Annotated in this window: 27 protein-coding genes; 18 read left to right on the top strand and 9 right to left on the bottom strand. The window is 37.4% G+C overall.

Annotated features, from left to right (window positions below; translation table 11 throughout):
• The first annotated feature begins 36 nt into the window (after positions 1-36).
• The 8 genes from ACFX4G_RS12915 to ACFX4G_RS12880 all read left to right on the top strand — a co-directional run bounded on the left by ACFX4G_RS12915 (position 37) and on the right by ACFX4G_RS12880 (position 5,982).
• Positions 37-1,023, top strand: a complete 987-nt coding sequence (locus ACFX4G_RS12915; RefSeq protein WP_097824190.1) for a Gfo/Idh/MocA family protein — start codon at positions 37-39, stop codon at positions 1,021-1,023.
• 612 nt (positions 1,024-1,635) lie between these two features.
• Positions 1,636-2,178: a peroxiredoxin gene (locus tag ACFX4G_RS12910; RefSeq protein WP_014461319.1), complete on the top strand. Its 543-nt coding sequence runs from the start codon at positions 1,636-1,638 to the stop codon at positions 2,176-2,178.
• 119 nt (positions 2,179-2,297) lie between these two features.
• Positions 2,298-2,741, top strand: a complete 444-nt coding sequence (locus ACFX4G_RS12905) for a TlpA family protein disulfide reductase (protein WP_013055693.1) — start codon at positions 2,298-2,300, stop codon at positions 2,739-2,741.
• A 363-nt stretch (positions 2,742-3,104) separates the two neighbouring features.
• Entirely contained in the window at positions 3,105-3,716 is a 612-nt protein-coding gene (locus ACFX4G_RS12900; protein WP_097824189.1) for a sigma-70 family RNA polymerase sigma factor, read from the top strand.
• Positions 3,709-3,855, top strand: coding sequence for a YvrJ family protein (locus tag ACFX4G_RS12895; protein ID WP_013082003.1), 147 nt, complete (start codon positions 3,709-3,711; stop codon positions 3,853-3,855). The genes ACFX4G_RS12900 and ACFX4G_RS12895 overlap by 8 nt, the downstream gene beginning before the upstream one ends.
• Positions 3,856-3,859: 4 nt before the next feature.
• Positions 3,860-4,087: a helix-turn-helix domain-containing protein gene (locus ACFX4G_RS12890; RefSeq protein WP_013055697.1), complete on the top strand. Its 228-nt coding sequence runs from the start codon at positions 3,860-3,862 to the stop codon at positions 4,085-4,087.
• A 369-nt stretch (positions 4,088-4,456) separates the two neighbouring features.
• Entirely contained in the window at positions 4,457-5,116 is a 660-nt protein-coding gene (locus tag ACFX4G_RS12885) for a LytS/YhcK type 5TM receptor domain-containing protein (RefSeq protein WP_255255741.1), read from the top strand.
• A gap of 65 nt (positions 5,117-5,181) precedes the next feature.
• Positions 5,182-5,982 (top strand): GGDEF domain-containing protein, encoded by an 801-nt coding sequence (locus ACFX4G_RS12880; RefSeq protein ID WP_377575155.1) that lies wholly within the window; start codon positions 5,182-5,184, stop codon positions 5,980-5,982.
• A gap of 28 nt (positions 5,983-6,010) precedes the next feature.
• On the opposite strand, the gene ACFX4G_RS12875 is transcribed toward ACFX4G_RS12880, so the two are convergent.
• The 5 genes from ACFX4G_RS12875 to ACFX4G_RS12855 all read right to left on the bottom strand — a co-directional run bounded on the left by ACFX4G_RS12875 (position 6,011) and on the right by ACFX4G_RS12855 (position 8,286).
• Positions 6,011-6,184, bottom strand: coding sequence for a twin-arginine translocase TatA/TatE family subunit (locus tag ACFX4G_RS12875; RefSeq protein WP_013055701.1), 174 nt, complete (start codon positions 6,182-6,184; stop codon positions 6,011-6,013).
• Positions 6,185-6,257: 73 nt separating this feature from the next.
• On the bottom strand, positions 6,258-6,572 hold the full coding sequence (locus ACFX4G_RS12870; protein WP_047933611.1) for a DMT family transporter: 315 nt from the start codon (positions 6,570-6,572) through the stop codon (positions 6,258-6,260).
• Position 6,573: 1 nt separating this feature from the next.
• Positions 6,574-6,915 (bottom strand): quaternary ammonium compound efflux SMR transporter SugE, encoded by a 342-nt coding sequence (sugE, locus tag ACFX4G_RS12865; protein ID WP_043980074.1) that lies wholly within the window; start codon positions 6,913-6,915, stop codon positions 6,574-6,576.
• A 42-nt stretch (positions 6,916-6,957) separates the two neighbouring features.
• Positions 6,958-7,548: a TetR/AcrR family transcriptional regulator gene (locus ACFX4G_RS12860; protein WP_014461312.1), complete on the bottom strand. Its 591-nt coding sequence runs from the start codon at positions 7,546-7,548 to the stop codon at positions 6,958-6,960.
• Between the two features lie 84 nt (positions 7,549-7,632).
• The gene (locus tag ACFX4G_RS12855) at positions 7,633-8,286 is read right to left on the bottom strand and encodes a hypothetical protein (RefSeq protein WP_043980067.1); all 654 of its coding nucleotides are present in this window, start codon (positions 8,284-8,286) and stop codon (positions 7,633-7,635) included.
• 908 nt (positions 8,287-9,194) lie between these two features.
• Here ACFX4G_RS12855 and pgsB point away from each other — a divergent pair.
• From pgsB to ACFX4G_RS12825, 6 genes are all read left to right on the top strand, one after another.
• Positions 9,195-10,376: a poly-gamma-glutamate synthase PgsB gene (gene pgsB / locus ACFX4G_RS12850; protein ID WP_016763263.1), complete on the top strand. Its 1,182-nt coding sequence runs from the start codon at positions 9,195-9,197 to the stop codon at positions 10,374-10,376.
• A gap of 16 nt (positions 10,377-10,392) precedes the next feature.
• Positions 10,393-10,842 carry a poly-gamma-glutamate biosynthesis protein PgsC gene (gene pgsC / locus ACFX4G_RS12845; protein WP_013055707.1) on the top strand — a complete coding sequence of 150 codons (450 nt, stop codon included), beginning with the start codon at positions 10,393-10,395 and terminating at the stop codon, positions 10,840-10,842.
• A 40-nt stretch (positions 10,843-10,882) separates the two neighbouring features.
• Entirely contained in the window at positions 10,883-12,079 is a 1,197-nt protein-coding gene (locus ACFX4G_RS12840) for a CapA family protein (RefSeq protein WP_013055708.1), read from the top strand.
• A gap of 29 nt (positions 12,080-12,108) precedes the next feature.
• On the top strand, positions 12,109-13,671 hold the full coding sequence (locus ACFX4G_RS12835) for a gamma-glutamyltransferase family protein (RefSeq protein ID WP_029324923.1): 1,563 nt from the start codon (positions 12,109-12,111) through the stop codon (positions 13,669-13,671).
• 20 nt (positions 13,672-13,691) lie between these two features.
• The gene (locus ACFX4G_RS12830) at positions 13,692-13,895 is read left to right on the top strand and encodes a CapE family protein (protein ID WP_016763265.1); all 204 of its coding nucleotides are present in this window, start codon (positions 13,692-13,694) and stop codon (positions 13,893-13,895) included.
• A 124-nt stretch (positions 13,896-14,019) separates the two neighbouring features.
• Positions 14,020-15,582 (top strand): gamma-glutamyltransferase family protein, encoded by a 1,563-nt coding sequence (locus tag ACFX4G_RS12825; RefSeq protein ID WP_029324924.1) that lies wholly within the window; start codon positions 14,020-14,022, stop codon positions 15,580-15,582.
• Between the two features lie 26 nt (positions 15,583-15,608).
• On the opposite strand, the gene ACFX4G_RS12820 is transcribed toward ACFX4G_RS12825, so the two are convergent.
• On the bottom strand, positions 15,609-16,058 hold the full coding sequence (locus ACFX4G_RS12820; protein WP_053486899.1) for a staygreen family protein: 450 nt from the start codon (positions 16,056-16,058) through the stop codon (positions 15,609-15,611).
• Between the two features lie 148 nt (positions 16,059-16,206).
• Between ACFX4G_RS12820 and ACFX4G_RS12815 the strand changes: the two genes are divergently transcribed.
• The 3 genes from ACFX4G_RS12815 (at position 16,207) to ACFX4G_RS12805 (ending at position 17,859) form a co-directional block, all read left to right on the top strand.
• Positions 16,207-16,374: a hypothetical protein gene (locus ACFX4G_RS12815; protein WP_170959558.1), complete on the top strand. Its 168-nt coding sequence runs from the start codon at positions 16,207-16,209 to the stop codon at positions 16,372-16,374.
• 222 nt (positions 16,375-16,596) lie between these two features.
• Positions 16,597-17,070, top strand: a complete 474-nt coding sequence (locus ACFX4G_RS12810; protein ID WP_013082017.1) for a hypothetical protein — start codon at positions 16,597-16,599, stop codon at positions 17,068-17,070.
• A 129-nt stretch (positions 17,071-17,199) separates the two neighbouring features.
• Positions 17,200-17,859, top strand: coding sequence for a haloacid dehalogenase type II (locus ACFX4G_RS12805; protein WP_029324926.1), 660 nt, complete (start codon positions 17,200-17,202; stop codon positions 17,857-17,859).
• Positions 17,860-17,889: 30 nt separating this feature from the next.
• Here ACFX4G_RS12805 and ACFX4G_RS12800 read toward each other — a convergent pair whose 3' ends face one another.
• The 3 genes from ACFX4G_RS12800 to ACFX4G_RS12790 all read right to left on the bottom strand — a co-directional run bounded on the left by ACFX4G_RS12800 (position 17,890) and on the right by ACFX4G_RS12790 (position 20,351).
• Complete coding sequence (locus ACFX4G_RS12800) at positions 17,890-18,072, bottom strand: CsbD family protein (protein WP_013055716.1); 183 nt, start codon at positions 18,070-18,072, stop codon at positions 17,890-17,892.
• Positions 18,073-18,215: 143 nt separating this feature from the next.
• Positions 18,216-18,710, bottom strand: a complete 495-nt coding sequence (locus tag ACFX4G_RS12795; RefSeq protein WP_377575151.1) for an NUDIX hydrolase — start codon at positions 18,708-18,710, stop codon at positions 18,216-18,218.
• A 90-nt stretch (positions 18,711-18,800) separates the two neighbouring features.
• The gene (locus ACFX4G_RS12790) at positions 18,801-20,351 is read right to left on the bottom strand and encodes a glycoside hydrolase family 10-like protein (protein ID WP_377575148.1); all 1,551 of its coding nucleotides are present in this window, start codon (positions 20,349-20,351) and stop codon (positions 18,801-18,803) included.
• A gap of 215 nt (positions 20,352-20,566) precedes the next feature.
• Here ACFX4G_RS12790 and ACFX4G_RS12785 point away from each other — a divergent pair, with 215 nt between their 5' ends.
• Positions 20,567-21,421: a MurR/RpiR family transcriptional regulator gene (locus ACFX4G_RS12785; protein WP_162213705.1), complete on the top strand. Its 855-nt coding sequence runs from the start codon at positions 20,567-20,569 to the stop codon at positions 21,419-21,421.
• The last annotated feature ends 8 nt before the right edge of the window (positions 21,422-21,429 follow it).

The following is a 21,429-nucleotide window of genomic DNA, read 5'->3' as shown; positions in this document are numbered from 1 at the left end:
ACAATACAACATAGATGATAAAAAGGAGATGAAAAGATGATTCGTTTTGGTGTAATAGGAACAAACTGGATAACAGATCGACTGTTAGAATCAGCTCAGTATGTAGAGGACTTTCAGCTGGCAGCTGTTTATTCTCGAACGATTGAAAAAGCAGAAGAATTTGCAGGTAAATATGATATTCCTCATATATTTACTGATTTAGAGGAAATGGCGGCGAGTGCTGAAATTGATGCAGTGTATATTGCTACTCCAAATGCTTATCATGCGGAACAAGCTATCTTATTTTTGAAAAATAACAAGCATGTATTGTGTGAAAAACCGCTCGCAGCCAATGCAACAGAAGTAACTCGCATGATTCAAGTAGCCAAAAATCACAAGGTGTTACTAATGGAAGCGATGAAATCAACCCTTCTTCCTAACTTCAAAGTGATTCAAGAGAACTTACATAAAATTGGTCCAATTCGGAAATACGTTGCATCTTACTGTCAGTATTCTTCTCGTTACGATAAATATAAAGAAGGTATCGTGCTTAATGCCTTTAAGCCAGAGCTTGCAAACGGTTCACTGATGGATTTAGGTGTATATTGTCTTTATCCTCTGATTACGTTGTTTGGAGGGCCTCATAAAATAAAGGCGACGGCGTTTATGCTAGAATCTGGAGTAGATGGAGAAGGGTCAGTTGCTTTAGAGTACGAAGATCGTGACGCGGTCATCATGTATTCTAAAATTACAAATTCGCATTTGCCAAGTGAAATTCAAGGAGAAAAAGGCAGTATGATTATTGACAAAATACATACCGCTGAAAAAGTAGAAATTCGATACAATGACGGACGGGTAGAAGAGTTAACGGTCGATCAGCCTTATCCTGCTATGTACTATGAAATAAATGAATTCGTAGAGCTGTTAAAGCAAGGAAAGATGGAATCGGACACAAATTCTTATGAGAATTCATATTTAACAATGCACGTGATGGATAAAGTGCGAGAGCAAATCGGTCTTGTATATCCAAATGATAATAAATAAATAACAGAGGCTGGGCAAAAGTAGTTTAGTTGAAGAAAGATCCGAACGAGTTTGATTCTTGATGGAGAACCAAGCTCGTTCGGATTTTTTTATTGATAGGACAAAAGTAGTTTTCATGTATGAAGTTGTTTCTAGCTGTTGCACGAAAATCAACAGCGGTGTAACCCGTCATCCATACTAGATCATTTTCTAATTTGTTCGTCTCTAAATTGGATTGAGATAGTTATGTCTCATTCTCTTTTATTGTCGCTATAAAGAACATAATTGAGATTCGAAATCTTGCTTCGGCACATTTTAAAAGCAAATATGTTGAAACAAGGGAAGTTTTTTAGTATCTTCTATCTTTATCTATCCCTGCATACATAGGATTAATCAAAGGAAAGAATAAAAAGAGTGGAAAATATTCGATAATCAATCCTAGATTAAAATGATTATAAAAAAGTATTGACTATAATAATAGCTCGTGTATAATAAAGAATGTAATCAATAGTCATTACTAGTTTATAATGATACTAATAATCGTTATCAAATAGAAGCTGTCATTGATTGCATTAAAAATAATACATACAAGCATAAGCTTGTGAAATACATTGTACAAGGAGAGGTTTTGACATGGCAGAACGTATGGTAGGAAAACAAGCACCACGCTTCGAAATGGAAGCTGTACTTGCAAATAAGGAATTTGGAAAAGTAAGTTTAGAAGAAAATATGAAAAACGGTAAATGGACAGTATTGTTCTTCTATCCAATGGACTTTACATTCGTATGTCCAACAGAAATTACAGCTCTATCAGATCACTACGAAGAGTTTGAAGATCTAGATGCTGAAGTTGTAGGCGTTTCTACAGATACAATTCATACTCACTTAGCTTGGATTAACACAGATCGTAAAGATAATGGACTTGGAGATTTGAATTATCCATTAGCTGCAGATCCAACTCACGCAGTAGCACGTGATTACGGCGTCTTAATTGAAGAAGAAGGCGTAGCGCTTCGCGGGTTGTTTATTATTAATCCAGAAGGTGAATTGCAATATGCAGTTGTAAACCATAACAACATCGGCCGCAGCGTAGAAGAAACATTACGTGTACTTCAAGCTCTTCAAACTGGCGGACTTTGCCCAGCTAACTGGAAACCAGGTCAAAAAACACTTTAATAAATAGCGGTGGAGTAGAGGAGAAATTCCTCTACTGCTGCCATTAAAATAGAAAAGACAGTTTTCTAACTATAAAAAACAGAATATTCAGTTTAATCAATGTGGAGGAGGATTTTAAAATGAAATTACGTGAACAAATGCCTGAATTAACTGGAGCAACATCTTGGATTAACGACGAAGTAACAAAGGAAGACTTAGTAGGTGATAAAGCAACGCTTATCCACTTTTGGTCAGTAAGCTGCCATTTATGTAAAGAAGCAATGCCTGAAGTTAATGATCTTCGTGATGAGTATGATGATCAATTGAATGTTGTAGCAGTTCATATGCCTCGTTCGGAAGATGACTTAGATATGGGTGTTATTGAGGCAATGGCAATGGGACACGATATTACTCAGCCAATTTACGTAGACAGTGAGCATAAGTTAACAGACGCTTTTGAAAATAAATATGTACCAGCATATTATGTATTTGATAAAGAAGGTCAGCTTCGTCATTTCCAAGCGGGTGGAAATGGAATGCCGATGCTTCGCAAACGTATTAACCGCGTTTTAGGCGAAGAATAATCTCTACATGAAGAAGAAATAAAAAGGCCGGGATAAAAATATTTTAGCCGAAGTGAAAAACGAACCACTAATCAAAATATTTGATTAGTGGTTCGTTTTTTTTTTTTTTGTTGTGTCACAAGCGGGATCAGCTCATGTATCCTATTTATTCGTCTTTAAATTGGATTCATTTCGTTATGTCTCAATCTCTTTTTTATTTTTTACTGAGTCGTTTTGATTATTAATGAGCAATTCATCATATTGACATAAAAAACCTAATATAGTTAAATTTATATAAGAACAAACGTTCGTTATTTGGTGTTGTTATTTTACTCTTTTCTCCCTTTTTAATAAGTATAAGAAAAAAAGGAGGAGATTTGCACAATGACTCAGCTCTATTCGCAGCAAGAAAAGCGGCACGACAAAGAATGTACTTTTCATACATTTCTTACAAACCACAGCGCAACTCTTCAGACTCATATAATGAATACATTTTTGACATCAGAACGCTATGAGCGATTACAAAAAGCGGTTGTTAAACATGATACAAAAGAACAAAGACTTCTAAACAAAGAATTTCATCAGTTTTATAGCGAAGTTAGATTGCTTCATTATATTAACAAGCTTTGCAGACATTATTCCAGAGATGTTATGCGTGTCAAAGAAAAAGAGCGTTCTTATATTCCTCTTCGCCTGCAGCAGCCGGCTGCGCTAGATGGAAATCGAACAGTGGAAGATATGCTAGGAGTACAGGACGGGGCTGTATGGGAGCATGAATTTTTAGGAAATCAACTTGAAAATCGTATTCTTCATCATGCATTTCGCCAATTAACGGCCAAGCAGCAGTGTATGCTGCACTTGATTATTGTCGAACGCTGGACTCATAAAGAAATCGCTGCTTATTTTTCTATTTCTCAGCAAGCGGTTTCTAATCATTATCAACGTGCGCTAAGCAAGTTGAAAAAAATTATGAAGGTGAGTGATAGACATGTTTGATCCTCAGTGGCTTCAACTTGTTGGAAACGTAGGATTTCCCGCTGTCCTTTCTTTTTATTTATTACTGCGTGTAGAAAACAATATAAAGCGACTTGAAGAAAAAGTGGAGAAATTAACAACTGACTTAAGAAAGAAGTGAAGAAATGGAAACTCTATATGAGCTTGTAAATAAAGTGAAAGCTGGAGATGAAGAGGCGTCAAGGCGTTTATTAAAAAAGCTGGAACCAAAACTAAATAAAGCTGTTCAAAGCTTTTCGCTGCATGAGAGAGAAGACGTAAAGCAAGATTTAAAGATTAAAATTCTTTCCGCTGTTAAGACGTTTGATTTTTCCAAAACGCCAGGACTTTGGGAATTTTTACGCCATAAATAAAAAAGAGCGCTCGTTGTATCGACGCTCTTTTTTTATTTTTGCTGAAGTTCGACTACTTACCTTACGAAAATACAAAAAATAGAAAATGGATAAATATTTAAAAAAAGGTAAAATATTATGTGTGCAAATAGAGTTTAGTAGTATACTAACAAGTAGAATTTCTTGTATAAAAGGAAGATAATCACTCTTTATATAGAGAGGATTGTCGGCAACGAATAGAGGATAGAAGAGTTTTATTTAATGAAGGAAAAAATCGTGCTGTTCGATAAATCAAACAGCACGATTTATAAAAAGGGGCAGTAAACAATATGTAAGCTAAGAAGCCTATTGTTTTTTGTTTTAGCTTTTTGGAAAGAGGTGAAGAATAAAGTGAGTCAACTTCTCTTTAATATCACGTTAATTATTTCTTTCATGTTTGCTGCGAGTATAGTTCGAGAGCAAATCATTTCTAGAGTAGAAGGAATAAAACGGTACAAAATGTATCGCTTAATTTATTACGGATGTTCTTACGGCCTATTAGGCAGCATTTTAATGATATATACAATTAAAATAGATTCTACTATTATTCTTGACCTTCGCTTTTTAGCGGTGACAATTGTTTGTCTTTATGCAGGAATGGTACCCGCTATCATTGCGGCTTGTATTGTAGGGGTAATGCGTCTGCTTTTGTTTGGAATTACGGCAAGCGGAATAATAGGGGCTGCTGCAATTATCGTAATGGCTTTACTGTCTGGGTGGACGGTTCGCTTACCTTATCGTCCATTTATTCGTTTTCAATTAATGAATTCTATTAGCTTGCTTTGCGTATTCTTCTCATTGTCCTTTCTTTTTAAAGATATCAAGCACGCTGCTACAATTATCATTTATTTACTGCCCGCTTCTTTTATAGGTGGGTGTTTGGTCTATCTGGTAGGTAGATATATATATGTATCTCGAGTAACGACAAGTCAGCATAAAAAGCTGTCTAAAATGTTTTCAGTTATGATTCAAAATGCAAAGACAGGTACCAAACGCCAGAGCGCGAAGTAGCTGTTATTAATCAAACTTTTTGTGACATGTTTGACATACCCGGACCTCCTAATCAATACGTGGGATTGAAAAGTAATCAGCTGTTTTTATCTCACGCTCCTATGTTGAAAGATCCTGCTAGGTTTTTAAAAACGGTAGAAAGCACCGTTTATTCAAAAGAGTCAATAGTAGATGAAGAAATTACGTTTATTAACGGTAAAATTTATGCGCGTGACTACATTCCAATCTATGAAGGTCATGTGTATATTGGCCACTATTGGGAATATCGAGATATTACGGAGAAAAAGAAGGCTGAGTGTGATCTTCGCAAAGCCAATAAAAAGCTTGAAATGCTGTCCATGAAAGATGGCTTAACAGGTCTGAACAATCGCCGATCTCTTGATAAACAGTTGGAAATTGAGTGGAAATACGCACAGGAAGAAAAAGAGCCGCTTTCTTTTCTCTTATTTGATATTGATTATTTTAAAGCGTATAACGATACCTATGGCCATATTCAAGGAGACGAATGCTTGAAAGAAGTAGCGAATATTGCTAAAAGCGTTGTTTTTGACGAATCGGCTTTTGTTGCAAGATACGGAGGAGAAGAGTTTGGTATATTGCTTCCTCGAGCTAATCAATATGAAGCGATAAAAATGGCAGAAGCTATTAGACAGCAAGTGCAGCAGCGTGCAATTATCCATCAAGCTTCTGACGTGTTTAAGTGTGTCACAATCAGTGTTGGAATAATGACAGTCGTTCCATCCGAACACATACAGCTGATTTCAATTGTCCATGGAGCAGATCAGGCTTTATATGAAGCAAAGCGTACGGGTCGAAATCGAATTTCAGTATATTCTCACCACAAAGAAGCTGACTCAAACGTTTGAGTCAGCTTTGAAAAGAGATATAAGCCTCTTATTTAGGAGGAGCTTTTTCTTTTTCATCTTCTTCCATAATTCCTTTTGTAGCGTTTTTAAACTCTTTTAACGTTTTTCCGGCAGCTTTCCCTAATTCTGGCAGTTTCTTTGGGCCAAAAAGCAATAGAGCGACAAATACAATTAAGGCAATTTCTCCAAACCCAAGGTTCATTGTCATCGTCTCCTATTTTTTGAAAGTGTTTACAAGTTTAGTATAGCATGAAAAGAAAGGAAGTAGTACATCATTATCCAGTGATTTTAAGGCCGATTACACCTGCTACAATACAAAAAATAAATAAAATTCGACGCATATCTTTTGCTTCATGAAAGAAAAGCATGCCAAGAAGTACGCTTCCGGCAGCTCCTACTCCCGTCCATATGCCGTAAGCTGTTCCAATAGGTATCTCCTTTAATGCTAAGGAGAGAAGATAAAAACTTCCTGCACCGAAAAGGATAAATCCAATCGAAGGAAACAACCGCTTAAACCCATCTGAAAGTTTTAAAAAAATCACAAATCCCACTTCGCAAAAACCGGCAGCTATTAATGCAATCCAAGCCATGTTACGATTCCTCTCTTTCTGTTTCTTCAGTAGAAATCAACTTTAAACCAACGATTCCAAAGATCATTAATCCTAAAAATAAAATCTTTCCAATATTTGCTCCTTCGTCTAAAACGGTCATTCCAAGTATCGCTGTGCCAGCAGCCCCTATACCAGTGAATACTGCGTAAGCTGTTCCGACAGCAATTTTTTTTAAGGCATTTGAAAAGAAATAAAAGCTGATCACAATTGTGACGATTGTAATGATTGTTGGAGTTACTTCAGTAAATCCGTGTGAATATTTTAAGCCGATTGCCCATACAATCTCGAGCAAACCAGCGATAATAAGGTAAATCCAAGCCATTTTAATTCCTCCTTGCATAATAATAAGCCCTTTTTACAGGGCCTATTTAGCACGTATGCCTTCCCAAAATATCGTCCAAGCATCGTGAATTTTTTGGTCATAATACTCCGGTTCATAATAAAAGCGCTGAATGAACAGTCCGTCGGTTAAACAATAAAAGCTATTGATATACAAATCAATCGGACGTTCAATTATTTCGCCTTCAGCCATTCCCTGTGTAAAAATAGCATGCAGAATTTGATCAGACAATCGTTCGCTTCTTAAGAAAATAGCTTTTACTTCCGACTGTAAATGTTCAGGTGGAAACAAAATAAGACGACGGTACATCTGGCCAAAAGAATCTTTTTCAATCATCGTGCAGAAATCTACAACAAAGCAGTGAAGCTGTTCTTTAGCAGACTTTGTTTTATGCTGTTCGTATATAACAGATAACTTTGTTAAAAATAAATTCATTAAATCATGCACGGTTAGTAAAAATAAGTCGTCTTTGTTCTTAAAATGAGCGTACAGGGAAGGTTTTTTTATGCCTACTTTTGATGAGATATCGGCAAGCGATGTTTCTGTATAGCCTTTTTCTCCAAAGAGCTCCATTGCTGCAGCTCTAATTTTTTCTACAGTTGATAATTCACTCAAGAAAAGCTCCTCCTCAATCTAACTAACGGTCGTTAGGTAAAAGATATCAAATATAAAAAAAAGAAGCAAGGGAATCGCTTCTTTTTAATGTATTTTCACTAAATGACGCTGAGTTAAAAATAAAGAGAAGATAAAAATAAGCTCAAACGTATTTGTTACAGCCGTGCTTGGTATAGGAATTGACACGGCACTTCCTACAATCATCACGGCTACTCCAATCATCATACTGCTCCATCGCGTCTTGCGAAATAAGGAAATTCCAACAAAAAGCAAAATAATCGCCACAATGAGAACCATAAGAGGGGGACCGGATGATCCTACTAATGTATAGCGAACAATGCCATATTCACGTACAACTTCCATACGCTGACTAATCGTCTCGATTATTTCATAGCTAATTAAGGCAAACGTAGTTAGCAAAAAAAGAATGCCGGCAACAGGTTTTTTAGCCCATGTAATCGTCGAATATTTCGCTACGCCATACGCAAAGAGCACCAAAGTAGGGGTAAATAAAGCGTGAAACCAAAAGCGAAGCATGCTGAGTGAACGTAAAGTATCCCCTTCACCGATAAATGAACCAATCCCAATCATTATATTATCGTAAATTAGTCCAGCTATTACTAAAGGAAGAAAAAGCATGTAAAACGGCGAAGTGTTTTTTCGCACTACATATATGCTAAAGAAAAACAGGACAATATAGCAAAAAGAAAATAGAAAATAAAGGGTTGTATCAACCATTGTTTTCCTCCTTCTGATGATACTTCTTCTTTTTATGATAACATCATATGCCAAAAAAGTGAGAAATCATGCATTTTTCTAGGCAATCTTAACGGACCAAAGACGCCTTTATCGGTAGAAAGATTCAGAAAATATTGAAATAAAAATAGGAAAAGAGGCCATAGTCAAGAGATTTAGATTTACTGAATTGATTATTAAATAAAGGAAATCTATAAAATTACAACAAAAGAACTAGGAACATATGGAGTCTAAATACTTATATAATTAGAAAAAAATATTTAATGTCCTTTCTATTTAAGCAAGTTAAATGTAAGCATAAAATGATAAATAAATGTATTTTTTTTACTTTTATATCTATCTATCATCCTTACAAGTACGGTTGTTAGACAAATTCAATTGGTATATCCATAAAAAGGAATTAATGGGATAAAATATTTTTTATCCCACCTTTATATTACAAAACGTTTTCTAAAGTTAAGAAATTTTTAATTACGTAATATTTCCGTGTGTTAATTGTAAGAGTGGTGTATAAAATATTCCTGTTGTTATGGTAAAAAAAGGTATCGATGGGATTTTTATAGGTAAATAAACTTTAGACCTATTCTGTAAATTTTAAATAAAACGATGAGTTTTTAATTCTGTAAATAGACAATCGGAATTGTAAGAATATATAACATTTGAGCTATTGACCACTAATGAGCGCAGATGATAGTTTTAGAGCTGTTGAAATTGGTACTCGAGTCCATTTTTCAAAGCAGGTGTTTTAGCAGCATGCTAGCGCTGTTAATTGATTAGCTCCCATACATATATAAAGGGAGTGAAACTATGAAATCGTATATCTATCATTATGAATCAAAAGCATTCATAACGTATCCAACAGGAGAAGTTTGGAAGGAGAAGAATGAAACATGATCTTAATTATCCTATGCTGCCTATTTTTAGTAGGGTATGGCGTTTGGGAGTATCGCAGACATTTACGCAAGCTGCATTCAATTCCTGTACGAGTGAATGTTAATGGTATTCGCGGGAAATCCACCGTTACACGATTGATTACAGGTATTGTAAAAGAAGCAGGTTACAAAACAGTAGGAAAAACGACAGGAACACAAGCGCGTATGATCTACTGGCATACAAGTGAAGAAGAACCAATTATTCGTCGTAAAGAAGGTCCGAACATTGGAGAACAGCGACGAGTGGTAAATGAAGTTGCCGATATTGGCGCGGAAGCTCTTATTTGTGAATGTATGGCTGTACAGCCTGATTATCAAATCACATTCCAAAATCAGCTGATTCAAGCCAAGGTAGGCGTTATTGTAAACGTACTAGAAGATCACATGGATGTAATGGGTCCAACTCTAGATGAAGTTGCTCAAGCGTTCACTGCTACTATTCCTTACGATGGCCACCTTGTTACAATTGAAGGTCCATATTTGGAATACTATAAAAAAATAGCCGCAGAGCGCAACACAAAAGTTATTGTAGCTGACAATGATAAAGTATCTGAAGCGTATTTACGTGAATTTGATTATATGGTTTTCCCTGATAATGCTTCCATCGGTTTAGCAGTAGCAGAAGCACTTGGTATCGATGCTGAAACAGCGATGAGAGGAATGTTAAATGCTCAGCCTGACCCAGGAGCTATGAGAATTACAACGTTTGGCGATGAAAAAAATCCAGCCTTTTTAGTGAATGGATTTGCTGCCAACGACGCTTCTTCCACGCTTCGTATTTGGGAACGTGTAGATTCAATGAACTATAGTGAAAAGCTTCCTATTGTCATTATGAACTGCCGTCCGGACCGTGTAGATCGCACGGAGCAATTTGCTGAAGATGTAATGCCATACATTGAAGCGGACGTAATGATTGCAATTGGTCAGACGACCTCACCAATCGCTGCAGCATATCAAAGAGGCGAATTGCCAACAAAAGAATTCTGGGATATGGAAGGCGCTTCTACAGAAGAAATTTTAGAGCGCATGAAGCCTTATTTAAAAGATCGTATCGTATACGGTGTCGGAAATATCCACGGTTCAGCCGAGCCGCTTGTTGAAGCTATTATTGAAATGAAAAAGATGAGAAAAGCAGTTTAATCTAGGAGGCCATTTCATGTTCGGATCAGATTTATATATCGCCCTTGTGTTAGGGGTTACACTAAGCTTAATTTTTACAGAAAAAACGGGCGTATTGCCAGCGGGTCTTATCGTACCGGGGTATTTAGCTCTTGTATTTGATCAGCCAATTACCATTTTAATGATTTTCTTAATTAGTATTTTAACTTATGTTATCGTCGTATACGGAATCTCAAAAGTAGTTATTTTATATGGACGTCGCAAATTTACAGCGATGTTAATTACGGGTATTGTGATTAAAGTTGCATTTGATTATTTCTTCCCGATCTTGCCATTTGAAGTGTTTGAATTACGCGGAATTGGTATCATTGTACCGGGCTTAATTGCAAATACAATGCAAAAGCAAGGTCTTCCTTTAACAGTTGGAACAACGGTTTTATTAAGTGGTGTAACATTTGGAATTATGCAAGTTTATTATTTATTTTAATACACAAACAAACCGCAGCTGGTAAAGGAAGGTGAAAGCGTTGAAAGAGAAAAAATTAAACTTTCAAGAAAAAGTATTGATGTTTATAAAGAAAACAAAGCCTACAACGGGCAAGCAAGCTCTTATCTTAACGCCAATTTTAATCGTAATTTTAGCTCTTTCAGGATGGATGGAGCGTTCGGATGCTCTTGAAAACCCTGAGACGGCTAATCCAGAGGCCAATAATGATTTAACGATGACTATGGTCGGAGACATTATGATGGGTCGCCATGTAAGAGAAGTAACTGAACGCTACGGAGAAGATTTTGTATTCCGCAACGTGGAGCCGTTCTTTAAAAATTCGGATTACGTAAGCGGGAACTACGAAACACCGATTTTAACAAATGACGTAGATTCATATAAAGCAATGGAAAAAGGTATTCATTTATATAGTAAGCCTGCTGATCTAGCGACTGTTAAAAATGCAGGTTTCGACGTATTAAACTTAGCGAACAACCATTCAATGGACTACAGTGCAAAAGGGTTAGAAGATACGATCTCTACTTTTGAAGCAAACAAATTAGATTTTGTTGGTGCTGGCCGTAACTCTGAAGAAGCAAAGCATATTTCGTATAAAGATGCTGACGGTATCCGCATTGCAACAGTAGGTTTTACAGATGTACATTCAGACGGAATGTCGGCTGGAAAAAACAACCCAGGTATTTTAAAAGCAGATCCGGATCTTATTTTCAGCACGATTCAGAAAGCGAAAGCAAATGCTGATTTAGTTGTAGTAAATGCCCACTGGGGTGAAGAATACGATGCACAGCCAAGTCCTCGTCAAGAAGGACTAGCAAAAGCGATGGTAGACGCTGGTGCGGACATTATCATTGGTCACCATCCGCATGTTTTACAGTCATATGACGTATATAAAGGTTCGGTTATTTTCTATAGCTTAGGAAACTTTATTTTTGACCAAGGGTGGTCAAGTACAAAAAATACAGCAATGGTTCAATATCATTTAAACAAGCAGGGACAAGCTAAAATTGATGTTATTCCAATGGTTATTAAAGCAGGTACACCAACTCCAACAGATAACCCTTGGCGCATGAAGCGTATTTATAACGATTTAAACAAGTTTTCTTCAAACCCTGAACTGTTAGAAAAAGAACGAAACAAGTTTGAATTAAACTTAGATCATTCTCGCATTATAAAACATGCAGAGGAGCGCAAAAAGAACGAAGCGCAAGCTAACTAATAGCCCGTCATACACAGAGGAGGTAAAAGATGATAAATAAACGTAATACAATTATTGTTTCCATTGTCATCTTTTCACTCATAGTAGGTGTATGTGTTTATCAATTTATGTTTCCAAAACAAGAATATGCAGTAAGTACTTCAGATCCTCGCGCCACAAAAGTAGGTATGGAAATTCTTAAACAAGGCGGTACAGCAGTTGATGCAGCTATTGCCATTTCCTACACGCTTGGTGTTGTGGAACCGTACGGATCAGGACTTGGGGGAGGCGGCGGAATGCTGATTGATCCAGCAGATGCCTCTCCAACATTTATTGACTACCGAGAAATTGCACCTAAGAATGATAAAGAAGATGAGATTGGCGTACCAGGTTTCGTCGCTGGTATGGATTATATTCAGCACCACTACGGATCTATGTCGATGAGCAAACTAATCGACCCGGCCATTAACTATGCCGAGAATGGGTACAAAGTGGACAAAGATTTGCACGATAGGCTGGTTTCATACAAAAGTAATGTGAATGAAGATGAAATTCCTAGCTTTTATCCAGATAAGGACGCCATTAACACAGGTGAAATTGTCAAACAGCATGAATTAGCGAACACGCTGCAAAAGATTAAGGAAGAAGGGCCAAATGCTTTTTATAGAGGAAAAATTGCAGACGATATTACAGAAGAAACAAAAGTAAGTCACAAAGACTTGCGAAAGTATGCGCCTGTTGAACGCAAACCTCTATCGACGAATTATAAAGGTCATCAAATTATTTCAGCACCTCCGCCTTTTGCTGGTGCTACGCTTATTCAAATGTTAAAAATGACGGATCAAGAAGATATTTGGAAGCTGAAGGAATCGCATCCTAGTCTTTATTATCATTTTCTTGGTCAAATTTCAAAAGTAGCTTATCAAGACCGCTTGAAAAAAATCGCTGATCCGGCTTTTATAAAAGAAACGCCAAATGATTGGATCGACGATCATTACGTGCATTTACTTCGTAATAAATTAAATAATACTGAAACAGATCATACCAAAGTAAGCGACGTCGAAGAACATGAAAGTACCACTCATTTTGTTGTCATGGACGGTGAAGGAACCGTTGTATCAACAACGAATACGCTGAGTAATTTCTTCGGCAGCGGTGAATATGTAGATGGATTCTTTTTAAATAATACGCTGAATACGTTTGGGGAAGGAATTAATAAGCGTCAACCCGGTAAGCGTCCAAGAACATTTACAGCCCCTACCATTATTCGTGAAGGTGATGAATGGGTAATGTCCATTGGCACACCGGGAGGAAATCGTATTCCTCAAGTGTTAACGCAAGTAATTGGGGATTATTTTGAAGACAAAGATTCCATTAAAAACGCAGTAGAAAACAAGCGTGTCATTTTTGATTCTCATAAGTTTTATTCAGAAGCTAAGCTTAAACAGTCAACTAAAGATGGTTTAAAAACGTACGGCTATGACTTGAAAAACAATGATAACGCGATGTTTTACGGAGGCGTTCAAGCTCTTGTGAAAGACTTAAAGAAAAATAAGATTCAAGGTGACGCTGATCCGCGCCGCCACGGTTTATGGGAAAAAAGTACAGACTAACTTAATTGGAGGAATAGAAAATGATCGCAAAACGAATCGTAGGGATTGTAGGACCAATTGCTATTGTAGCAGGAGTAGTAGCAGGACTTGGAGCTTTAAAACATCCGGCTACTCTTTCAACAGATGAACAGCAAAAAATTGAAAATAACGTAAAAATGATTGAACAAACAAAATCTGCTGCTGCAGATGCAGTAAATGATGCTGCGGCAGCTGCTGGAAAATAAATCTTGTGTAGTAACAAAAATGGCATCGTCCTAGACGATGTCTTTTTTGTGTCCAATGTATTTTATGGATAAAAATGAAAGCGCTTCACAAAATATACATATGAGTAAAAATGGAGGGGAATGTGTGAATAAAAAATTACTGTTATTTAATATTGTTGCTGTTTTGTTGTTAATCGGCGTTATAGCCGTTTTCTTTATGACTCAATCAAGTACAGAATTTAATCCTAAAAAGCTCCTAAAAAAAAATAATGATCATTCTTATGGTGTGAGCTCTTCTAATTCTCTGGCAGCAAATGTAGGGATGGACGTATTAAAAGAAGGGGGGAATGCAGTAGATGCGGCCATTGCTATTTCGTATGCCCTCAATGTAGTCGAACCTTTTGGATCCGGAATTGGTGGAGGTGGAGGTATGCTGATTGCCAAAAAAGATCAGCCTGCTACCTTTATCGATTACCGGGAAACCGCTCCAGCTTCTATGAACGGTAAAAACGGCGTGCCGGGATTTGTCGCTGGTATGGAATATATTCAGCAGAAGTATGGTACAAAATCAATGAATGATTTAATTCAGCCGGCTGTTGAATACGCTGAAAAAGGGTTTGAAGTAGACTCTCTTTTATCTTCTCGATTGTATTACTCTAGAGGAAGGATGGATGTAGACGATCTATCCGCTTTTTATCCGAAGGGAGAAGCAATCGAAGAAGGGGAAACGCTGTCGCAGCCCGTGTTAGCTAAAACGCTAATCAAGATTCAGCGGGAAGGTGCATCTGCATTTTATAAAGGAGACGTGGCACAAGATCTTGCTGATGCAACGCCTATTTCTAAAAAAGACTTATCTTCCTATCAAGTGACAGAAACCAAGCCTGTCGTTTCTGCTTACAATGGAACGGAAGTGATTTCAGCGCCTCCGCCTTTTTCCGGAATTACACTGATTCAAATGTTAAAAATGGCAGAGAAAGAAAATCTTGAAACAATGCCTGACAAAGAATATTACGAAACGATGAACAGAATTAAAAAAGCAGCTTACTCCGACCGGTTAAAACAAATCGGCGATCCAGATTTTCATAATCAAAACTCAAGTGAATTAGTTAGTGATGATTATATAACAAACTTGGTCAATCACCCGACACGTTCTTCAGGTGAAGGCGATGAAGAACACGAAAGTACAACACATTTTGTGGTTATTGATTCAGAAGGAACCGTCGTATCTACAACCAATACGTTGAGTAACTTCTTTGGTACAGGCGAACAAGTTGACGGCTTTTTTCTTAATAACAATGCTGATACCTTTGGAAGCAAAGAACCGAATAATCGCGAGCCGGGAAAAAGAGCAAGAACTTTTACGGCTCCAACTATTATAAGAGAAAAAGGTGAGTGGGCGATGGGAATAGGTTCTCCGGGCGGAACGCGGATTCCTCAAATTTTAACTCAGGTACTTTCTAAAAACCTTGAAGGAAATGAACCGCTTCAAGAAGCTGTAAACGAACCGCGATTTATTTTTGACGATTCGATTATTTATGTAGAGCCCGATTTAAATACAAAAAATATTCCTTCTGCGTTTCGAATAGAAACAAAGGAAAGCGACGTCTTTTATGGAGGTATCCAAGCGTTAACCATTAATTTTCAAGATAAACAAATGGAAGGAGCCGGAGACCCTAGAAGAAATGGAGTTTGGAAAACAGGAGATTAACGAAGTAAAGATTCCTTCTCATATGCTTAGGCATAGTGAGAAGGCGTTTGAAAATATCGAATGCAATGAAAATCTTTGTCGCTGGAATGAAAATGTACGTAAATAGGGGAACGATCTAAAGCAGGGTGAGCGTTGAAAAACGTGGCATCACCGTAGCGCAAAGCTTTTAGCAAGTAAGGCATTTCCTGTTTGAAAATAGCATATCGTATGGCTTGAACGGATTTTTCCGTTTGTTCATTTCCAATAAATACGTATACATACAGCGTATCAACACCGTCTTTGTGGAGCCATTCGGCAAAAAGCTCATTTCGCTGCTCATTTAATTGATCAACAGCAAACTTTTCGTCGATCCAAAGAAATAAATCGTCTGTTTGTTCAGAATGTGTGAGCGTATAGCGTCGCCCAATAAAAGGAAAGGTAGGCGTGCTTCCTTGCCGGTATGTGACGCTAAATTGCTGAGGATTAAAAGCAGACAAAGGGCATCTTCCTTTCACGCTTTTAAGTAGTTTATGCATAAAAAAGAGAAATTTCACACATTCGTCAAGAATTTTAAGCTGTTTTTCTTACATGCATACTTATGAAAAAGTTGTTACACTGAAGAAAAGAAATAGTGGGTGATAAAAGATGGAGCCGCTGTATATTGTCTTATCAATTTTTTTAGCAGCGATGCTATCGTATGATATTGCTAAATTTGTTCGAGGGGACCGGCCAGATTGGAAAGAGGGTTTCGTGACGGGCCTTGTGTTCGTGGGCTTTTTAGCAGCCATGCAAATGGCTTTTCACATTGTATAGCGACGAAAGAGGCTGGGACAAACGTAGTTTAGTTGAAGGAAGATCCGAACAATGAATTGTTCGGATCTTTTATGGTTAGGGTGAACGTAGATTCCATTGATTTCGTTATGTCTCAATCTCTTTTTTAAAGATATGCCGGATAAGTTTAGTCCGGCAATACTAAAAAGCTTGGATATCGAATAAGCTGTTGTATACTGCATTTTTGATAAAGGGGCTTTTTACTTGTATCGAAAAAAAACACTGCTTTTGAAGCGAAGTTTAGGAGTAGCTGTGTTTCTTTCTGTTATTGCGCTGGGAGTTTGGATGTTTCAATTTACATTTTTTTCTCCGAGTCATCAAGCCAAATCTGCTGTAAAAGAATTTTATACGCTAGAACAGGAAGGGAACTTTTCGGAATCATGGGATCTTTTTCATTCATCCATGAAAAAGAAGTGGACAAAAGGTGCATACATACAAGATCGAGCACACGTATTTCTCAATCATTTCGGGGTAGACACTTTTACGTATTCCATTGAAGATGTTGAAAAAAGAAAGAGCTGGAAGATGGAAAATGATCGTAAAGCGTTTCCTGTGGTTTACGAAATGACCGTTATCCAAACGTATAAAGGGAAATATGGAAACTTTGATTTGGTGCAAAAAGTGTATGCTGTTCGTGAAAAAGGAGAATGGAAAGTCGTGTGGGATTATAAACAGTAGGAGAGCCTGCTGTTTTTTTATCTTCATAAGAAATGAGCATACCTCAGCTGTTAATAGGCCTCTTTTTTAACAGAAAAAACGTTATGTTTTTTTGCGAGTGGGTAAAATGAAAGAAGGAGGCGAACACAGATGAAATTTAAAACGATTTTATTTGATGCATATGGAACACTGTTTGATGTACATACCGTTATTGAAACGTGTGATAAGCTGTATCCGGAACGAGGAGAAAGTATTAGCCATTTATGGCGTTTGAAGCAAATTGAATATGCAATGCAATATCAGCTGATGGGACGATACGTTGACTTTTATACATTAACAAATCAATCCCTGAAATATGCAGCAGAAGCAAATGATATTGATTTAACGGAACACGAAGAAAAAATGCTGATGAGTGCTTACATGAAGCTGAATGTCTACGATGAGGTCAAAGAGGTGCTCGCCTATTTAAAAGAAAAAGGATATCGTCTGGCTATTTTTACGAATGGTCCTAAGCACATGATTGATCCGCTTGTTTCTTATCACAACATGAATCATTTATTTGAAGACGTTATTTCCGTAGACGAAATCAAACAGTACAAGCCTACGATGGCAAGCTATCACTATGCAAAAAATAAAATGAACGCAAAAAGAGAAGAAGTATTATTTTTGTCATCGAATACATGGGACATTGCCGGTGCTAAAAACTACGGGTTCGCAACGGCTTGGGTCAACCGAAAAGGAAATGTAGCTGAACATAAAGAATTGCAGCCAAACGTAATCATTAAGAGCTTAAATCAGCTTACTAAATAAAAAAAGAACGAGCATTAAGCTCGTCCTTTTTTATTTATTGCTAAATGTATCTTTTGTTTCGCCTACTGCTTTTTGAGCATTTCCTTTTGTTTTCTCAGCTTTTCCTTCACGCTGAAGGTCGCGGTTATTCGTTGCATTTCCCACTTGATCTTTTACTTCACCTTTAGCTTTTGATACATTTCCTTTAATTTTATCTCCTAAACCTTTACTCATTTTAATCTTCCTTTCTATTAGTAATTAAGTAGTGTTACTTGTCTGTTCCACCATTAGAAAGAAATTAAACATATTTTCTGATTTTAACTTAAACAGAAGCTAAGCGTACGATATTCAGGAGTAATGTTTAGGCACTATCATTACTATTGTTCGGAGGTTTTAAGCTCCCAATCATCATAAATCTGAGATTCATAAGGCCATGATAATAAGCTCAAAGATTCCACTGCTTTTAGAACAAGAGGTGAAGCATTATTGATGTTGAGATCTTGCGGTGCAATCCACAATGCTTCCAAAGAATCCTGTCCTTCAAACTGTACGGGGTTGGAAAGAAGCTCACCGCCGGCAATGTTTACGTAATAAAATACGGCAATGTGATGCACGTGAGTAAATTCTTTCCACTTACAGGGATACTGAAAATCTGTTGTACCCGCTTGAGAAACAATGTTAATCTCAAAGCCTGTTTCTTCCACAAATTCTCTTTTCATCGCTGCCGTTAATGTTTCACCGTGCTCTAGCTGTCCGCCTGGCAAATCAAAACGATGAATATACGGACCTCTATTTTTTCGAATAACAAGCATCTTGTTATCTCGCATACAAATTCCATATACGCCAAAGGCGCGATCATAGTTTGGTTCCATCTTTTTTTCACTACTTTCTATAACAGAATGGCTTGATAAAGCATAGTTTGATTTCTTTATCCTACCATACATTTTGCTATAGAACCTTTTTTAATGAGATGCTTTTACAGTAAGCGTGCGGGAAACGGCACTTTCGTTATGCAAACGGTCAACAGAGGTTACAACATATGTGTATGTTTGATTTTTGAGTGCATTTGGATCTACAAACAATTGTTTTTCTCCTGTTTTTCGAACGGTTGTCAGCAGGTTTTCTGCGTCGTTAATGTCGCCTTTTTTATTACCTTGAAAGCGATAAATGGCATAATAAGCGGAATCATTCTGCTGGTGATCTCGAATTTCAAATGCTGCTTCTTTTGTATGAGGACCCGCGTTTTTTAATTTTGGTGCTTTTGGGGCCGTATTATCAAGCCAAGGCATTGCTGGAATAAGCGCAGGGTGTTTATAAATATCGTTTTGCAGCTTATCTTTTATTCCTAGCGAGTTTCGGTTCAAATCTTTCAGGCTAAAATGCATGCTCCCCTGTACTTCTGGAAACTGGTGATTTAGAGCAATTTGCCTCGGATACTCATCGGGATCAGACCAAGCTTCCACCGCGTTGTTATTAATTTTGTAAGCAGCTTGTCCAATATAAAGGTGAACTGGCTTTCCGCGCACTTCATCTCTCCACCAGTTGAGCAGCGTATCGTAAGCAGCGGGTTCAAATCCGATATTCCAATAAATTTGCGGAGTAATGTAATCAATGTATCCATTTTGAATCCACGTACGCGTATCAGCATACAAATCATCGTAGTTTGTTTGTCCAGCAGTCGTCTCAGAGCCGGTTGGATCATTAGCAATGTTTCGCCATACGCCGAACGGACTGATGCCAAACTTCACGTATGATTTTGTTTTTTTAATAGATTTATTTAAATCTCGAACAAGCTGATTAACATTGTCACGCCGCCAGTCTTCAATATTGGAAAACGTTTGAGCACCGTAGGCTTCATATGTTTTTTGATCTGGGAACGTTTGACCTGCAATTTTATAAGGATAAAAATAGTCGTCCATATGAACAGCATCAATATCATAGTTTCTTACGACTTCGAGCACTTCTTCAATAATAAAGTTTTTTACTTCTGGAATACCTGGGTTGTAGTAGAGTTGTTTTCCGTAGGAGACGACCCAATCAGGATGTTGTTTGGCAGGATGATTATCGGCTAGTTTGTTTAAATCAGTATGATTCATTGTAATGCGGTAAGGGTTAAACCATGCGTGGAATTCTAAGTTGCGCTTGTGTGCTTCGTCTACCATAAAGGCCAGAGGATCATAGCCGGGATCTTTTCCTTGTGTACCGGTTAAATATTCTGACCACGGGCCATATTTTGACGGATAAAAGGAATCGGCGGTCGGTTTAATTTGAACAACAACAGCATTCATCCCCATCTTTTTTACTTCATCTAGCAAATAGGTAAACTCTTTTTTCTGCTGTTCAACCGGAAGACCAGGCTGAGAAGGCCAATCAATGTTGTATACGCTTGCAATCCAAGCGGCTCGAAGCTCCCGTTTTTGATACGTAGTAGGTACGTCTGCTTTAGCAGGCAATGTGCTCGAACAAAACAGCAGTAAAAACAAGATGCCTCCAACCCATTTTCTAATATGCATGTTCGTTCCTCCTTCTTTTTTGGTTGAGATAAAATTTCTTTCATAATATAGCATGCGGTCGTTATATTCACAATAGATTTTAATGAAATATTCTGAAAAATAAAATAAAGTTTTAAAAATATCAGAAAAATATTGAAATTAAACTTCAGAAAAAATATAATAATGGTAATTTAAAGAATATTTTAGAAATACGTTACTTAACGATGGAGGAATTCATGCGCCAATTTTCCGTACTTACTTTAATCGATGCACAAATGAATCATTACAGTCCTGCTGAAGGAAGAGTAGCTGATTACGTGCTAGAAAATCCCACGACCACGTTGAACTTAACGACCAAACAGTTAGCTAAGCAGTGTCAGTGCAGCGAAGCTACGATTATTCGCTTTTGTCAGCGTGTAGGCATTAATAGTTTTAAAGAATTAAAGATTGAATTAGCAAAAGATGCTCATAAGGTGCATACCGAACAGCTGCCGAATCTTCCAGTTAATTTTGAAGACGAGACAGATGCCGTGCTTGAAAAAGTCATAAGCAAAAGTATGAGCGCACTGATGAATACAAGCCGACTAGTGAGCACTTCTGCAATTGATGCAGCTGCGGAAGCTATTCATGGAGCGAAACGAGTGTTTTTATACGGAGCAGGAGGATCATCTGTAGTTGCGCTAGATGCTCAGTATAAACTGCTTCGAATTGATATTTCGGCTCTGTTTTCATTAGATAGTCATGTTCAAATGGTGATGGCTACGAATATGACAAAAGATGATGTGCTGTTTGTGGTATCCACTTCAGGTCAAACAAAAGAAGTGGTAGAACTGATGCAAATAGCCAAAGACAAAGGAGCAGCCGTCATTTTGCTAACGCAGCACGGATCATCGCCAGCTTCTAGATTAGCTGATATTCTGCTGACTATTTCGGTAGAAGAACAGCATATTCGAATTGGAACGATGAGCGCTCGTATTGCTCAGTTAGCCATTGTAGATGCGATGTTTATACGGTTATGTATTCAAAAAGGCAATCAAGTGTTTGAACGCATAATCGATACACATAATGTAATTCAAAAAATAAAGAGGTAGGGGGAAAT

This window comes from Priestia sp. YIM B13486, from assembly GCF_042787865.1.
GTDB lineage: Bacteria > Bacillota > Bacilli > Bacillales > Bacillaceae_H > Priestia > Priestia megaterium.
This window is presented reverse-complemented; position numbering and strand designations above follow the sequence as displayed.

Bases quoted from the DNA above. Each gene is read 5' to 3' on its own strand.
- pgsB (WP_016763263.1), top strand. From the start codon at position 9,195: ATGATCTTAATTATCCTATGCTGCCTATTTTTAGTAGGGTATGGCGTT.
- ACFX4G_RS12905 (WP_013055693.1), top strand. From the start codon at position 2,298: ATGAAATTACGTGAACAAATGCCTGAATTAACTGGAGCAACATCTTGG.
- ACFX4G_RS12895 (WP_013082003.1), top strand. From the start codon at position 3,709: ATGTTTGATCCTCAGTGGCTTCAACTTGTTGGAAACGTAGGATTTCCC.
- ACFX4G_RS12910 (WP_014461319.1), top strand. From the start codon at position 1,636: ATGGCAGAACGTATGGTAGGAAAACAAGCACCACGCTTCGAAATGGAA.
- ACFX4G_RS12915 (WP_097824190.1), top strand. From the start codon at position 37: ATGATTCGTTTTGGTGTAATAGGAACAAACTGGATAACAGATCGACTG.
- ACFX4G_RS12835 (WP_029324923.1), top strand. From the start codon at position 12,109: ATGATAAATAAACGTAATACAATTATTGTTTCCATTGTCATCTTTTCA.
- ACFX4G_RS12805 (WP_029324926.1), top strand. From the start codon at position 17,200: ATGAAATTTAAAACGATTTTATTTGATGCATATGGAACACTGTTTGAT.
- ACFX4G_RS12795 (WP_377575151.1), bottom strand. From the start codon at position 18,710: ATGGAACCAAACTATGATCGCGCCTTTGGCGTATATGGAATTTGTATG.
- ACFX4G_RS12870 (WP_047933611.1), bottom strand. From the start codon at position 6,572: ATGGCTTGGATTGCATTAATAGCTGCCGGTTTTTGCGAAGTGGGATTT.
- ACFX4G_RS12815 (WP_170959558.1), top strand. From the start codon at position 16,207: ATGGAGCCGCTGTATATTGTCTTATCAATTTTTTTAGCAGCGATGCTA.
- ACFX4G_RS12900 (WP_097824189.1), top strand. From the start codon at position 3,105: ATGACTCAGCTCTATTCGCAGCAAGAAAAGCGGCACGACAAAGAATGT.
- sugE (WP_043980074.1), bottom strand. From the start codon at position 6,915: ATGGCTTGGATTTACCTTATTATCGCTGGTTTGCTCGAGATTGTATGG.
- ACFX4G_RS12800 (WP_013055716.1), bottom strand. From the start codon at position 18,072: ATGAGTAAAGGTTTAGGAGATAAAATTAAAGGAAATGTATCAAAAGCT.
- ACFX4G_RS12855 (WP_043980067.1), bottom strand. From the start codon at position 8,286: ATGGTTGATACAACCCTTTATTTTCTATTTTCTTTTTGCTATATTGTC.
- ACFX4G_RS12785 (WP_162213705.1), top strand. From the start codon at position 20,567: ATGCGCCAATTTTCCGTACTTACTTTAATCGATGCACAAATGAATCAT.
- ACFX4G_RS12790 (WP_377575148.1), bottom strand. From the start codon at position 20,351: ATGCATATTAGAAAATGGGTTGGAGGCATCTTGTTTTTACTGCTGTTT.
- ACFX4G_RS12830 (WP_016763265.1), top strand. From the start codon at position 13,692: ATGATCGCAAAACGAATCGTAGGGATTGTAGGACCAATTGCTATTGTA.
- ACFX4G_RS12890 (WP_013055697.1), top strand. From the start codon at position 3,860: ATGGAAACTCTATATGAGCTTGTAAATAAAGTGAAAGCTGGAGATGAA.
- ACFX4G_RS12875 (WP_013055701.1), bottom strand. From the start codon at position 6,184: ATGAACCTTGGGTTTGGAGAAATTGCCTTAATTGTATTTGTCGCTCTA.
- pgsC (WP_013055707.1), top strand. From the start codon at position 10,393: ATGTTCGGATCAGATTTATATATCGCCCTTGTGTTAGGGGTTACACTA.